Source organism: Streptomyces sp. NPDC046931 (assembly GCF_040644655.1).
Lineage (GTDB): Bacteria > Actinomycetota > Actinomycetes > Streptomycetales > Streptomycetaceae > Streptomyces.
In genome coordinates, this window is record NZ_JBEYWX010000015.1 from 145,677 (window position 1) to 159,808 (window position 14,132).

Below are 14,132 nucleotides of genomic sequence, written 5' to 3' on the forward strand. Positions count from 1 at the left end.
GTCCACACCTCTGCGGCCGCGTCCAGTTCGACCATGAGCAGCTCCGTGTTGATCGCGGCCCCGCCCGGTATACGTGGCTCGCGGCGTCCACCACCTGCTCCGCGGAACCGCCCGCGTTTCCCGCCGCCCACAGGCCGGGCACGGTCGTCAGCCGGCGCTCGTCGACCGCCGGGTACCGGCCGAACGGGGCGCCCAGCCGCTCCAACAGGGCGGGGCGAGACGAACGGCACGGAGCGGTCGTGGACCGTTGCGTCGGCGAGCCGGTCCCCCTCGGTCACCGGCCCCGCGACCTCGCCGGGCACCGCTCCCGCCCCGGCCGCCGCGAGCCTGCGCAGGTCCTGCGCGGACGGCTCCTCCTCGGCGACCGTGTGCAGGAACAGGGCCAAGTCCTTCGGCCACTGGGAGACCATCAGCGCCTGGTGCACGCCCAGCGGGCTCGTCGCGAGCACATCGAAGGGGCGGTCGCTCACCTCCCACCCGTGGCAGTACGGGCAGTGCAGCACATCGCGCCCGGACCTGCGACGAGGACGGCGTGCACGGCCCGGTCCCGGTCGTCGTCGGGGGCGGGGCGGCCGGACTGTCGGCATTGACAAACATGGTTGCCGAAACTGCAATAAGGCCATGGGTGAGGTCATGGGCACGGACGAGGTTCTCGCGGGCGTGGGCCCCCGGCTGCGGCGGCTGCGGAAAGAGCGGGAGGTGACGCTCGCGGGGCTGTCGGAGGCGACCGGCATCTCCGTCAGCACGCTCTCCCGCCTGGAGTCGGGCCTGCGCAAGCCCAGCCTGGAACTGCTGCTGCCGATCGCGCGGGCACACGAGGTGCCGCTGGACGAACTGGTCGGCGCCCCGCCGGTGCGGGACCCACGGGTGCGCGCCGAGCCGGTCGTCCGCCATGGCCGCACCCACTGGCCGCTCACGCGCCAGCCCGGCGGCCTGCAGGCCTTCAAGGTGCTCGAACCGCGCCGCAGGCTCGAACCGGATCCGCGGACGCACGAGGGCTACGAGTGGCTGTATGTGCTCTCCGGCCGGCTCCGGCTGGTGCTCGGCGAGCACGACGTGGTGCTGACTCCCGGCGAGGCCGCCGAGTTCGACACCCGGGTGCCGCACTGGTTCGGGTCGACCGGGGAAGGGCCGGTGGAGTTCCTGAGCCTGTTCGGCCCGCAGGGTGAGCGGATGCATGTACGGGCGCGGTCCCGCCGGTCGTGACGCATCCGACTGTTCCCTGATGGGCAAGCGACCGCTTAGTATGCGACCGACCCGGTCAGGCGAACACGACCAGCACAGCCCCTGGAGGCCGCCCATGCAGGCATGGCAAGTGCACGAGAACGGCGAACCGAGCGAGGTGATGCGGCTGACGGAGGTGGAGCAGCCCACACCCGGCGACGGCCAGGTCCTGCTGAAGGTGCGGGCCGCGAACATCAACTTCCCCGACGCGCTGCTGTGCCGCGGCCAGTACCAGATCAGGCCGCCGCTGCCGTTCACCCCGGGCGTGGAGATCTGCGGCGAGACCGAGGACGGCCGGCGGGTGATCGCCAACCCGGCGCTGCCGTACGGGGGCTTCGCCGAGTACGCCGTCGCCGATGCCGCCGCCGTCCTGCCCGCCCCCGAGGCCCTCGACGACGCCGAGGCCGCGGCCCTGCACATCGGCTACCAGACGGGCTGGTTCGGTCTGCACCGCCGTGCCGCGCTCCAGGCCGGGGAGACGCTGCTCGTGCACGCCGCCGCCGGAGGTGTCGGCAGCGCGGCCGTCCAGCTCGGCAAGGCCGCCGGCGCCACCGTCATCGGCGTCGTCGGCGGCGCCGGCAAGGCCGCCGTGGCCCGCGAGCTGGGCTGCGACGTAGTGATCGACCGCCGCGCCGAGGACGTCATCGCGGCCGTCAAGGAGGCCACCGGCGGCCGGGGCGCCGATGTGATCTACGACCCGGTGGGCGGGGAGGCCTACGCGCAGTCCGCGAAGACCGTCGCCTTCGAGGGCCGCATCGTCGTCGTCGGCTTCGCCAGCGGGTCCATCCCCAGCCCCGCGCTCAACCACGCCCTGGTCAAGAACTACGCGATCCTCGGCCTGCACTGGGGCCTGTACAACACCAAGAACCCCAAGCTGATCCAGCACTGCCACGAGCAGCTCACGGAACTGGCCGCCCAGGGCGCCATCAAGCCCCTCGTGAGCGAGCGGGTGCCGCTGGGCCGGGCCGCGGACGCCGTGCAGCGCGTCGCCGACGGCGTCACCACCGGCCGGATCGCCGTCGTGCCGGAGAACGGAGCCGTCGCATGACCGACGCAGCCGAACTGCGGGAGCGCACCCGCGCCTTGCTCGCCGGGCACCCTCCCGCCTCGACCGACCGCCTGGACTTCCTGCGGGCCCGCTTCGACGCCGGACTCGCCTGGGTGCACTATCCCGAGGGCCTCGGCGGCCTCGGCGCCCCGCGCGCGCTCCAGGCGGTCGTCGACGCCGAACTTCAGGCCGCGAAGGCACCCGACAACGACCCGCGGCGCATCGGCATCGGCCTCGGCATGGCCGCGCCGACGATCCTGCGCTACGGCACCGAAGAACAGAAGCGGCGCTACCTCAGGCCCCTGTGGACGGGCGAGGAGGTGTGGTGCCAGCTGTTCAGCGAGCCCGGCGCGGGCTCGGACCTCGCTGCGCTCGGCACCCGCGCAGTCCGGGACGACGGGGGAGACTGGGTGGTCAACGGGCAGAAGGTGTGGACCTCCAGCGCCCATGTCGCCCGCTGGGCCATCCTCATCGCCCGCACGGACCCGGACGCGCCCAAGCACCAGGGCATCACGTACTTCATCTGCGACATGACGGACCCCGGCGTCGAGGTCCGGCCCCTGCGGCAGATCACCGGCGAGGCGGAGTTCAACGAGGTGTTCCTCACCGACGTCCGCATCCCCGACGCCCGTCGCCTGGGCGGGGTCGGCGACGGCTGGCGCGTGGCGCAGACCACGCTGATGAACGAGCGTGTGTCCATCGGCGGTATGCGGATCCCGCGTGAGGGCGGCATGATCGGCCCGGTCGCGAGGACCTGGCGCGAGCGCCCCGAACTGCGCACCCACGACCTGCACCAGCGCCTGCTGACGCTGTGGGTCGAGGCCGAGGTCGTCCGGCTCACCGGCGAGCGGCTGCGCCAGCAGCTCTCCGCGGGCCAGCCCGGCCCGGAGGGCTCCGGCATGAAGCTCGCCTTCGCCCGCCTCAACCAGGAGATCAGCGGTCTGGAGGTCGAACTCCTCGGCGAGGAAGGTCTCTTCTACGACGACTGGACCCTGCGCAGGCCCGAACTCGTCGACTTCACCGGCCGAGATGCCGGCTACCGCTATCTGCGTGCCAAGGGCAACAGCATCGAGGGCGGGACCAGCGAGGTCCTGCTGAACATCGTCGCCGAGCGCGTCCTGGGCCTGCCGGCCGAGCCGCGCACCGACAAGGACGTCGCGTGGAAGGACCTCGCCCGATGACCGACCTGCTCTACTCGGAGGAGGAAGAGGCGCTGCGCGTCGCCGTCCGCGACCTCCTCACGGACCACTGCGACCCGGCAGGCGTGATCGCCCGCACCGAGTCGGACGCCCCGCACGACCTCGCCCTGTGGAAGTCGCTCGCCGACGCCATGGGCCTGGCCGGGCTGCTGGTGCCCGAGGAACTGGGCGGCCAGGGGGCCTCCCACCGCGAAGCCGCCGTGGTCCTGGAGGAACTGGGCCGCGCGGTCGCGCCCGTGCCGTATCTGAGCAGCGCGGTGGTGGCCACGGAGGCCCTGCTCGAGTGCGGGGACGACGAACTGCTGCCGCGGCTCGCCTCCGGGCGCGCCGTCGGCGTCCTCGCGGTCGGGCTGCACACCGCCCCGGGCGGCCCCTTCGCGGCCGTACGAAGTGAAGGCGGAGACCTGCACGGGACGTTGACCGGGATCGCGGATGCCGCTGCCGCGGACGTGCTGCTGGTGCCGGCGCAGGACGGCGGTCTCTACGCCGTCGACGCCGGTGCCGTGACCGTCACCCCGCAGGTGTCCCTGGACCAGACCCGGCCGGTCGCCACCGTCACCCTCGACGGGTCTCCGGGACGCCGCATCGGCGAGGCCGAACCCGCCGTGCGACGGGCCCTGCGCGCCGGCGCCGGGCTGCTCGCCTCCGAGCAACTCGGCCTGGCCGACTGGACACTGACCGAGACGGTCCGCTACCTCAAGGAACGCAAGCAGTTCAACCGGCCCGTCGGGGGCTTCCAGGCACTCAAGCACCGGCTCGCCCAGCTGTGGCTGGAGGTCGTCGGCCTGCGCGCCGCCGCCCGGGGCGCGGCCGACGCCCTGGCCACCGGTGAGGACGCCGACGTGACGGTCGCCGTCGCGGCGGCGTATGCGGCCCCCGTCGCCGTTCATGCCGCCGAGGAGGCCATCCAGTTGCACGGCGGGATCGGTATGACCTGGGAGCACCCGGCCCATCTGTATCTGAAGCGGGCGAAGGCGGATGCGATCGCGTACGGGACCGCCGGCCGTCACCGTGCGGCACTGGCCGAACTGGTCGACCTGCGGCCCCCGTTGTAGACCACCGGAGGCAGGAGCCCGTCGTCTCCCCGTGGGCGGCGGGCCCTTGACGTGCCCGCCGCGCGGAGAAGTGAACCCGCAGCGGCGGTCCGGCCAACTTCTCGTCCGGTGGGGCGCCTCGGCTCCGGGCGCGCCGCATACTCCCTGAGGTTCCCTACGGCCTTACAAGGGAGGCAGAGCATGGCCCTCACCACCCGTCGCAGAGCCCTCACCACCCTCGGCGCCGCCCTCGCGGGCTCCCTCGCCCTGCCCGCCACGCACGCGCGGACCGGCGAAGGCAGGCGTGGACCGCGCCCGCTGTGGCGTGCGCACGCGCACAACGACTACGAGCATCCGCGTCCCCTCTTCGACGCCCTCGGCCACCGTTTCGGCAGCGTCGAGGCCGACATCCACCTCGTCGGCGACCAGCTCCTCGTCGCCCACGACCCTTCCGCACTCGACCCCACGCGCACCCTGGAATCCCTCTACCTCGACCCGCTCGCCGCCCTGGTCAAGGCCCACCACGGGTCCGTGTACCGGGGATGGCGCAGGCCGTTGCAGCTCCTCATCGACATCAAGACCGAGGGCTCGTCGACCTACCTCGAACTCGACCGCCATCTGCGGCGGCACCGCAACCTGTTCGCCAGGTACGCGCACGGACGCGTCCACGCGGGGCCCGTCACCGCCGTCGTCTCGGGCGACCGCGCGGCCCGCGCGCCGATGGAGGCGCAGAGCACGCGTTACGCCTTCTGCGACGGCCGTCTCAGCGACCTCGGCGGCCCGGCGCCCGCCGCCTTCGTGCCGCTCATCAGCGACAACTGGACGGCCGGCTTCAGCTGGCTCGGCGACGGTCCGTTCCCGGACACCGAGCGGCGCAGACTGCGCGACATCGTCGACCGGGCGCACGCGCACCGGCAGAAGGTGCGCTTCTGGGCGACGCCCGACGCCGCGGGACCGGCCCGGGAAGCCCTGTGGAGCGAACTCGCGGACGCCGGCGTCGACTACCTCAACACGGACGACCTCGCGGGCCTGGAGACCTTCCTCGATTCCCACGAGCGGCCGTAGAACCACACGTTCGGGGGACACGTCAGCCGCCCGGACGGACCCTTCGCTACGCCACACTTGCGGCCGAAAGCCGCGAAGTGCGCGTGGCGAAGGAGGCTGACGATGGCCGTTTCCATCTCTGTGGTGCTGCTGCTCCTGATCATTGCGGTGATCTTCATCCGCAACGGCGCACTGAAGATCTCCCATGCCCTGATCTGCATACTGCTCGGCTTCTTCCTGGCCGGCTCCAGCATGGCCCCGACGCTCCACCAGGGCCTCGCGGCGACGGCGCAGATCGTCGGCGGCCTGCGTCCCTGACCGTCCGAGGACGAGCATCGGAAGGAGACCTCACGAGAGGACCTTCACGAGGCGGAGAAGACACCGATCCCGTTGGGTACCGGGCGTTCGGCGCCTGAGCTGGGATGGTTGCGCACCGTCACCACGCCCGCTCCCTCCCGCCGGGCGACCAGCGTCGAGGAGCCGCCACCGTCCAGGTTGAAGCCGTCGGTGGCGCCCAGCCTCCTTAGCTCGGAGGCGAGTTCGGCCAGCGTGAGACCGCTGCGGTAGGCGGCCGCACCGTCCAGCGCGAGGAGCAGCAGACGCCGACCGCCGTCCCCGACGCCCACCGCGGTGCGCACGGCGGACGTCGCGTTGTCGAGGCCGGCCGACGGCACGCCGCGCCGCAGCACCGGGAAGCCGCCGATGGCGAAGCGGTACGGGATCCGGGAGGAGGCGGCCACCAGACGCCGGCGCACCTGCACCCGCTCGCCCTGGTGCAGCATGCGCAGTTGCCGGGCCCCCGCCTCACGGCCGACCAGCACCGTGGTACCGACCGCGACGGGACCGCCGCCGGGCCGGCCGGCGGCGGCGACGACCCGGCCTTTGCGCACCGTCACCTCGTAGGTGTCCGTGCTGCACGGCGCGCCCCGGTCGGTGTCCGTCCCGCAGACCGCCCGCATCCGTGAGGCGCTGCCCCAGTCCGAGGTGTAGACCCCGATCGAACCCACCGGCAGGGCGTACTGGTTGAGTCCGCGCAGCGCCAGCCGCCCGTGGGGCGTGCGCACGGAGCCGCTCAGCGACAGCCGGTCCAGGCGGGCCCTGCGGTCGGTACCCACCCCGAGGACGTCCTCGCTGTCGGCACCCGGCGGCAGACGGGGCCCGAAGCGCTGCCCGTTCGGCACGGCGGCCTTGAGTACGCGCGCGCCCGCGATCGCCGGGCCGTCGCTGGAGCCGGTCGCCTCCACACCCGGGTGCTGGGCCTCGGAGATGTCGAAGAAGTCGCCGTTGATCCCCGCGACCGCGCCCCGGGCCCGGGCGAGCCGGGAGACGGTGGCCCGGGCGGCGACGGCGCCTGGGGTCAGCAGGTCGATCCGCACCCGGGGATCCCGCAGGTCGACGGTGACGACGTGGGCGTGGGTCACCCCGTGGGCCGCGGGGATGTCGAACTGGCTGTACAGGACACCGGGAGCGATCGTCCGGGCGTCCGGCACACCGGTGGCGGGTGCCGCCCCCACCAGGGCCGCACCGGCCAGCGCGCTCCATGCCGCAAGGGCCGTCAGTACCGTTCTGAGCCGTCTGTCGCGAGGAGTCACGCTTCCCCCTGATGTCTCGTCAACTGCACAGCACTCAGGGGGAAGTGCATCAGACGGCGATGTCGCGTACGGCGATCAGGCGCCTACGACGCGTGAACGGATGAGAAAACGCACTCCTTCGGGTGCTTCCAGGGAGAAGCCGCTGCCACGGCCGGCCACGACGTCGACGATCAGCCTGGTGTGGCTCCACACCTCGTACTGGCTTCTCGACATCCAGAAACCCACCGGCTCGTCGACTCCGTCCACCTCCAGTTCCGCGAGCAGCACATCGGAACCACCGGTGCGGAACTCGCCCTTCGGGTAGCACATCGGGGCACTGCCGTCACAGCAGCCGCCGGACTGGTGGAACATCAACGGCCCGTGGACCTCCCGCAGCCGCCGCACCAGCTCGGCGGCCGCGGGGGTCAGCTCCACGCGCGGGACCACGTCCATCGTCACGCGTCCATTACAGCGCGGGACACGTTGCAACGACGTTGCGCACGCGGTGGGACGCCGGGCCCCGGCCCGTCGCGGTCCCTGCGCCCCTGCCGCGATGCCTACCGGGACACCAGATCGCCTCGAAGGGCCGCCTCCACCATGGGGCGGGTTGCGGTGATGGTCATACCCCGCCGCTGGGGCGGGCACCGTCGGAAGGAGCCAGAGGGCATGTGCGGAATCGCCGGATGGGCCGACTTCGAGCGCGATATCTCCGCCGAGCGGCCGGTCGTACGAGCCATGACGGACACCCTGGCCTGCCGTGGCCCCGACGGGGACGGCGTCTGGGTGAGCGCCCACGCGGGCTTCGGGCACACCCGCAACGCGGTGATCGACATCCCCGGCGGCGGCCAGCCCATGGTCGTGGAGGAGGACGGGCGGCTGCTCGCCGCCGTCACCTACAACGGGGAGATCTACAACTTCCGTGAGCTGCGCACCGAACTGGAGGCGCGCGGCCACCGGTTCCGCACCCGCTGCGACACCGAGGTGGTGATCCGCGGCTACCTGGAGTGGGGCGAGAAGTGCGGCGAGCACTTCAACGGCATGTTCGCCTTCGGCGTGTGGGACGCCCGGCGCGAGGAACTCGTGCTGATCCGCGACCAGATGGGCATCAAGCCGCTGCTGTACAAGCTGACGCCCACCGGCATCGTCTTCGGCTCCGAGGCCAAGGCGCTGCTCGCCCACCCCGACATCGCCACCGTCGTGGACGGCGACGGGCTGCGCGAGCTGCTCGCGCAGACCAAGTCCCCGGGCACCTCGATCTACGCCGACATCCGCGAGGTGCTCCCGGGCAGCGTGCTCCGCTTCAGCCGCAAGGGAGTCAGCGAGCACCGCTACTGGGAGCTGACCGCGCGCCCGCACACCGACGACCTGCCCACCACCGTCGCGCAGATCCGCGAGCGCCTGGAGGCCGTCGTCGCCCGGCAGCTGGTCGCCGACGTGCCCCGCGGCATCCTGCTCTCCGGCGGCCTCGACTCCAGCGTGCTGACCGCGATCGCCGCCCGCTGGGTCGCCGAGCACGACGAGCCGCAGCTGCGCACGTTCTCCCTCACCCTCACCGGCGCGGACGGCTTCCGCGCCGACGAGATGCGCGGCACCTCGGACGCCCCGTTCGCGGCCGAGATGGCCCGGTACGTCGGCGCCCTGCACGAGGAGATCGCGCTGCCCGCCGCGGAACTCGCCGCGCCCGAGGTGAGGCTGGCCACCGTCGTCACCCAGGACATGCCGACGATGTTCGGCGACATGGACGCCTCCGCCTATCTGCTGTCGAAGGCCGTGCGCGAGAAGGCCACCATGGTGCTGTCCGGCGAGACCGCCGACGAGGTCTTCGGCGGCTTCCAGTGGGTGCACAACGAGCAGGTGGTCTCGGCCGAGACCTTCCCGTGGATGGCCATCATGCACGTCTTCGACCCCGCCCATCCCGGTCTCGGGCTCGGGCTGCTCGACCCGGGCCTGCTCCAGAAGCTCGACCTGCGCGGCTATGTGGCCCAGCGCTACCGGGAGGCCCTCGCGGACGTCCCCGTACTGCCCGGGGAGGACGCCCATGAGCGGCGCATGCGGGAGGTCATCCATCTGCATCTGACGCGCTGGCTGGGCGTGCTCCTGGACCGCAGCGACCGGCTCGGCATGGGTCCGGCCCTGGAGATGCGGGTGCCCTACTGCGACCACGAGTTCGTCGACTACGTCTTCAACACCCCCTGGGCGATGAAGAACCACGACGGCCGTGAGAAGAGCCTGCTGCGCTCGATCGCCCAGGACCTCGTCCCGGCCTCCGTCCTCGACCGGCAGAAGAGCCCCTACCCGGTCACCCAGGACATCGGCTATCTCACCGAACTGTGCCGCCAGCTGCGCGACGTTCTCGCCGACCCGAACGCCCCCGTGCGGCCCTTCGTCAACCTCCCCGCCGCACGCGCCGTCGCCGCCGACCCCCAGCGGGTCGCGGGCCGGCCCGGGGTGTGGGCGTGGATCTGCCGGCTGGACATCGAGATGCTCCTCAGCCTCAACATGTGGCTGGAGCACTACCGGGTGCAGGTGAACCTCTGATGTTCGGATACGGACACCCCGTCGTGCCCCGGTTGCCCGAACCGCCGCAAACGGCCGAGGACTTTCTGCACGCCGTAGCCCGCGACGGCATCGAGTTCGTCCTCGCCCTGTTCGTCAACATCGACGGCAAGCCGTGCTGCAAGCTCGTCCCCGCAGCGGCCGTCCCCGAGCTGCTCGACGAGGGCCTCGGCTTCGCGGGCCACGCCGTCGGCGCCATCGGCCAGTCCCCGGCCGACCCGGACCTGGTGGCCGTCCCGGACGTGTCCACCTACACCGTGCTGCCCTGGCGCACCGGCCTGGCCGCGGTCATGTGCGACCCGCACGTCGGCGGCACCCCCTGGCCGTACGCCCCACGGGTGATCCTCCGGCGCCGGCTCGCCGCGCTCGCGGAACGGGGCATGGACTTCAAGGTAGGTGCCGAACCGGAGTACTTCCTGGTCCGGCGCACCCCGGACGGCGGTATCGCGGTCGCCGACGACGAGGACACCGCGGAACTGCCGTGCTACGACGCCCGCGGACTCGGCCGCTCCCTCGACCACGTCGCCACCGTCAGCAAGGCGCTGACCGCGCTCGGCTGGGGCAACTACTCCAACGACCACGAGGACGCGAACGGCCAGTTCGAGCACGACTTCGCGTACGCCGACGCACTGGTCACCGCCGACCGCGTGATCCTCTTCCGCTACCTGGTGCAGATGCTGGCCCGGGAGTCGGGGCTGCTCGCCACCTTCATGCCGAAGCCCTTCGGCCATCTCACCGGCAGCGGACTGCACATGCACATGAGTCTGTGGGACCGCGCATCGGGCAGCGAACTCTTCCGCGGGGCCAACGACGCCCGGGGGCTCGGGCTGTCCGACCTCGGCTACTCGTTCATCGCCGGGGTGCTCGCGCACGCACCCGGGGTCGTCGCCTTCGGCTGCCCCACCGTCAACTCCTACAAGCGGCTCGCGGCACGCGACGCGACCACCTCCGGCTCCAGCTGGGCGCCCACCTGGGCGACGTACGGCGGGAACAACCGCACCCAGATGCTCCGGGTGCCCGCCCCGGGCCGGGTGGAGGCACGCTGCGTCGACTCCTCCGCCAACCCGTATCTGGCCATGACCGCACTGCTCGCGGCCGGACTCGACGGCATCGACCAGGCAATGGACCCGGGGGCGCCCAACGAGGCGAACCTGGAGCGCGAGGGGGGCTGGGACACCGCTCCCGCGCTCCCCGGCACCCTGGCCGAGGCGGCCGCCGCCGTCACCGCCGACCCCGTGCTGAGGGCTGCCTTCGGTAAGGTGACGAACGGCGAATTCGTCGACTACTACGCCCAGTTGAAGCAGAGCGAGTTCGCCGCGTACCACCGGCGGGTCGGAGACTGGGAGATCGAGCGGTACCTCACCGCGTTCTGACGGCACACCCGCCGTCCGTACGCCCTCCGGGTCACCCGATCCGTCCTGTGCGCCCCGGTCCCGCGCCGTCCGCGCGGAGCCGGGGCCACAACGCGTGAAGCCGGCCGCCCGCCCGCGCCGGCCCCTGAACGGCACCGACCACCGCAAGGAGTCACGCATGTCCGAAGGGTTCCAGCTGGACGCCGAGGGGAAGATCACCGCGGCGACGTCCTTCCTCATGATCCACCACGCGTTGCGACGCGACGCCGCCCGCTTCCCACACGCCCTGGCCGCACTGAACCCGCACGACACGGAGCAGGCGCGACGCCTGGCCGGACACTGGAAGCTGTACCACTGGGCGCTCGCCGACCACAGCGAGAACGAGGACGACAGCCTCTTCCCGCTGGTCACCTCGCGTGCCGGGGACCTCGCGTCCGTCATGGCCGAGCTGGAGGAGGACCACGCGGACCTCGACCGCGAACTGGACGAGATCACCAGGCAGATGGAGCGGCTGCCCGAGGCCGGCGCGATCGAGGCGGCCCGCGCCGCGACCGAGCGTCTTCAGGCGCATCTGGACCGGCACCTCGCGCAGGAGGAGAAGCACATCGTGCCGGTCCTGGTGGACCGGGTCCGGCCGGAGGAGATCGCCGGCGGCCAGGGCGGCGGAGGCCGCGGGCAGGGCGGCGGCCCCGGCGGGGGACCCCAGGGCCCGGGAGGTGCTCGGGGCGGCGACGGAGAGGCGTACCAGCCGCCGACCTGGCTGATCTCGGCCTGGACGGACGAGGGCCTGGACCCGGCCGTGACCGACGCCGCGCTCGCCGCGCTGCCTCCGAAGTTCCGGGAACAGATGGGCCCCGCCCTGGCCGGCTGGCGCGCCGACTACCACCGGCTGGTCGGCGAGGTCTGGCGGGACGTCCCGGCGCAGCTGGCGCCGAAGGCGCCCTGACCGCAGCGGAAAGGCGCGGGCCGGGCTGCCGTGGGCAGCCCGGCCCGCATCGTGCACGGCCGGACTCAGAACGCCAGGGAGCGGTGTACCGCGTCCAGGACCCGTTCCAGGTCCGGGAGGTAGGCGTTCTCCAGACGGGACGGCGGATACGGGGTGTCGTACCCGGTCACCCGGAGCGTCGGTGCCTGGAGGGAGTAGAAGCAGCGCTCGCCGATCGACGCGGCCAGCTCAGCGCCCGGGCCGAGGAAGCGCGGTGCCTCGTGCACCACGACCAGCCGGCCCGTCCTCGCCACGGACGCGGTGACCGTGTCCGTGTCCAGCGGGGAGAGCGAGCGCAGATCGATCACCTCCGCGCTGTGCCCCTCCTGCGCGGCGGCCGCCGCCGCGTCCAGGCAGACGCGGACGGTGGGACCGTAGCCGACGAGGGTGACGTCACGGCCCGGCCGGGCCACACGTGCCGCGTGCAGCGCGAGCGGGGCGCCGGCACCCGGCTCGAACTCCTCGCGGTCCCAGTAACGGCGCTTGGGCTCCAGGAAGATCACCGGGTCGTCGCAGGCGACGGACTGCTGGATCATCCAGTACGCGTCCGCCGGGCTCGCCGGCGAGACCACCCTGAGGCCCGCGGTGTGCGCGAAGTACGCCTCCGGGGACTCGCTGTGGTGCTCCACCGCGCCGATGCCGCCGCCGTACGGGATACGCACGACGACCGGCATCGCCACCCGCCCCCGCGTCCGGGTGCGGATCTTGGCGAGCTGGGAGACGATCTGGTCGAACGCGGGATACGCGAACCCGTCGAACTGGATCTCGCAGACCGGCCGGTAGCCCCGGAAGGCCAGGCCCACCGCGGTGCCGACGATGCCCGACTCGGCGAGCGGGGTGTCGACGACGCGGTCCTCCCCGAAGTCCTTGTGCAGCCCGTCGGTGATGCGGAAGACACCGCCGAGCCGCCCCACGTCCTCACCCATCACGAGGACCTTCCGATCGCCCTCGAGGGCCTTGCGCAGCCCCAGGTTCAGCGCCTGGGCCAGGGTCGTCGCTGCCATGCCGGTCCTCCGGTCGGTCAGGGTGCGTCCTCGAACTGGGCCTGGAAGGCGGTGAACTCCTCGCGCTGGGCGTCGAGGGAGGCATGCGGTCCGGCGTACACATGGTCGAAGATCGCGGTCGGGGGCGGGTCCGGCATCGCCCGGCAGCCGCCGCGCATCCGTACCGCCAGTGTCTCGGCCTCCTCGTCGACCTCCTTGAAGAAGCCGGTGTCGGCCCGCCCCGTGCGCTCCAGATACGCCCGCATCCGGGCCACGGGGTCCTTGGCCGCCCACTCCTCCGTCTCGTCGGCGGAGCGGTAGCGCGTCGCGTCGTCGGACGTGGTGTGCGGGGCCATCCGGTAGGTGACCGCCTCGACCAGCACCGGCCCCGCCCCCGAGCGGGCGTGCTCCAGCGCGCCCCGGGCCACCGCCAGACACGCCAGGACGTCGTTGCCGTCGACCTGGATCCCGGGAAAGCCGAAGCCCAGCGCCCGCCGGTACAGGGGCACCCGGGTCTGCCGCTCCAGGGGCTCGGAGATCGCCCACTGGTTGTTCTGGCAGTAGAAGACCACGGGGGCGCCGTAGACCGAGGCGAAGGTGAAGGCCTCGTTGACGTCGCCCTGGCTGGTCGCGCCGTCGCCGAAGCACACCAGGACCGCGCCGTCCGCCCCGTCCCGCTGCATGCCCAAGCCGTAGCCGACGCCGTGCAGGGCGTGCCCGCCCACCACCACCTGGTAGTTGGCCATGCCCGCGTGGTACGGGTCCCAGCAGCCGTGGGCGGTGCCCCGCCAGAAGCCGAGCATTCCGACCGGGTCCACGCCCCGGCACCAGGCGATGCCGTGCTCGCGGTAGCTGGAGAAGACGAAGTCCCGCAGATCCAGGGCCCGGCCCGCGCCGATCTGGGCGGCCTCCTGTCCCAGCAGTGATGCCCACAGGCCGAGTTCACCCTGTCGTTGCAGGGTCGTCGCCTCCGCGTCGAACCTCCGCACGAGCACCATGTCCCGGTACAGCGACCGTTCCTCCTCGGCGGAGAGGTCGAGGGCCCACCGGGGGTTCTCGACCCTGCGGCCCTCGGCGTCCAGGAGCCGCACCGGGGGCGGCTCCTCGGCCGGCCCGGGCAATCCTGTCGTGATCAC

Annotated in this window: 13 protein-coding genes and 1 pseudogene; 9 read left to right on the forward strand and 5 right to left on the reverse strand. The window is 72.5% G+C overall.

The window, feature by feature from the left end; all coding sequences use genetic code 11:
• Window positions 1-14: 14 nt before the first annotated feature.
• A pseudogene (locus ABZ876_RS24995) lies at window positions 15-518 on the reverse strand (thioredoxin reductase); the annotation flags it as partial.
• Window positions 519-633: 115 nt separating this feature from the next.
• On the opposite strand from ABZ876_RS24995, the gene ABZ876_RS25000 reads away from it, so the two are divergent.
• The 6 genes from ABZ876_RS25000 to ABZ876_RS25025 all read left to right on the forward strand — a co-directional run bounded on the left by ABZ876_RS25000 (window position 634) and on the right by ABZ876_RS25025 (window position 5,867).
• On the forward strand, window positions 634-1,206 hold the full coding sequence (locus ABZ876_RS25000; RefSeq protein ID WP_361785434.1) for an XRE family transcriptional regulator: 573 nt from the start codon (window positions 634-636) through the stop codon (window positions 1,204-1,206).
• Window positions 1,207-1,300: 94 nt separating this feature from the next.
• A complete protein-coding gene (locus tag ABZ876_RS25005) occupies window positions 1,301-2,272 on the forward strand; it encodes an NADPH:quinone oxidoreductase family protein (protein ID WP_361785247.1) in 972 nt (323 codons plus the stop codon).
• Window positions 2,269-3,453, forward strand: a complete 1,185-nt coding sequence (locus ABZ876_RS25010; protein WP_361785250.1) for an acyl-CoA dehydrogenase family protein — start codon at window positions 2,269-2,271, stop codon at window positions 3,451-3,453. Before ABZ876_RS25005 ends, ABZ876_RS25010 begins: the two co-directional genes overlap by 4 nt.
• Window positions 3,450-4,526, forward strand: coding sequence for an acyl-CoA dehydrogenase family protein (locus ABZ876_RS25015; protein ID WP_361785253.1), 1,077 nt, complete (start codon window positions 3,450-3,452; stop codon window positions 4,524-4,526). The genes ABZ876_RS25010 and ABZ876_RS25015 overlap by 4 nt, the downstream gene beginning before the upstream one ends.
• A gap of 180 nt (window positions 4,527-4,706) precedes the next feature.
• Window positions 4,707-5,570: a phosphatidylinositol-specific phospholipase C/glycerophosphodiester phosphodiesterase family protein gene (locus ABZ876_RS25020; protein WP_361785256.1), complete on the forward strand. Its 864-nt coding sequence runs from the start codon at window positions 4,707-4,709 to the stop codon at window positions 5,568-5,570.
• A 102-nt stretch (window positions 5,571-5,672) separates the two neighbouring features.
• Entirely contained in the window at window positions 5,673-5,867 is a 195-nt protein-coding gene (locus ABZ876_RS25025) for a hypothetical protein (RefSeq protein ID WP_361785259.1), read from the forward strand.
• A 44-nt stretch (window positions 5,868-5,911) separates the two neighbouring features.
• On the opposite strand, the gene ABZ876_RS25030 is transcribed toward ABZ876_RS25025, so the two are convergent.
• Together ABZ876_RS25030 and ABZ876_RS25035 are read right to left on the reverse strand one after the other, a co-directional pair.
• The gene (locus ABZ876_RS25030) at window positions 5,912-7,141 is read right to left on the reverse strand and encodes a phosphodiester glycosidase family protein (protein ID WP_361785262.1); all 1,230 of its coding nucleotides are present in this window, start codon (window positions 7,139-7,141) and stop codon (window positions 5,912-5,914) included.
• A 75-nt stretch (window positions 7,142-7,216) separates the two neighbouring features.
• Window positions 7,217-7,573 carry a DUF779 domain-containing protein gene (locus ABZ876_RS25035; protein ID WP_234516578.1) on the reverse strand — a complete coding sequence of 119 codons (357 nt, stop codon included), beginning with the start codon at window positions 7,571-7,573 and terminating at the stop codon, window positions 7,217-7,219.
• A 213-nt stretch (window positions 7,574-7,786) separates the two neighbouring features.
• Here ABZ876_RS25035 and asnB point away from each other — a divergent pair, with 213 nt between their 5' ends.
• The 3 genes from asnB to ABZ876_RS25050 all read left to right on the forward strand — a co-directional run bounded on the left by asnB (window position 7,787) and on the right by ABZ876_RS25050 (window position 11,974).
• Window positions 7,787-9,658: an asparagine synthase (glutamine-hydrolyzing) gene (asnB, locus tag ABZ876_RS25040; protein WP_361785265.1), complete on the forward strand. Its 1,872-nt coding sequence runs from the start codon at window positions 7,787-7,789 to the stop codon at window positions 9,656-9,658.
• The gene (gene glnT, locus ABZ876_RS25045) at window positions 9,658-11,049 is read left to right on the forward strand and encodes a type III glutamate--ammonia ligase (RefSeq protein WP_361785268.1); all 1,392 of its coding nucleotides are present in this window, start codon (window positions 9,658-9,660) and stop codon (window positions 11,047-11,049) included. The genes asnB and glnT overlap by 1 nt, the downstream gene beginning before the upstream one ends.
• 157 nt (window positions 11,050-11,206) lie before the next feature.
• The gene (locus ABZ876_RS25050) at window positions 11,207-11,974 is read left to right on the forward strand and encodes a hemerythrin domain-containing protein (protein ID WP_361785271.1); all 768 of its coding nucleotides are present in this window, start codon (window positions 11,207-11,209) and stop codon (window positions 11,972-11,974) included.
• Window positions 11,975-12,039: 65 nt separating this feature from the next.
• Here the strand turns inward: ABZ876_RS25050 and ABZ876_RS25055 are convergent, their stop codons facing one another.
• Window positions 12,040-13,017: an alpha-ketoacid dehydrogenase subunit beta gene (locus ABZ876_RS25055; protein ID WP_361785274.1), complete on the reverse strand. Its 978-nt coding sequence runs from the start codon at window positions 13,015-13,017 to the stop codon at window positions 12,040-12,042.
• 17 nt (window positions 13,018-13,034) lie between these two features.
• Complete coding sequence (gene pdhA / locus ABZ876_RS25060) at window positions 13,035-14,132, reverse strand: pyruvate dehydrogenase (acetyl-transferring) E1 component subunit alpha (protein WP_361785277.1); 1,098 nt, start codon at window positions 14,130-14,132, stop codon at window positions 13,035-13,037.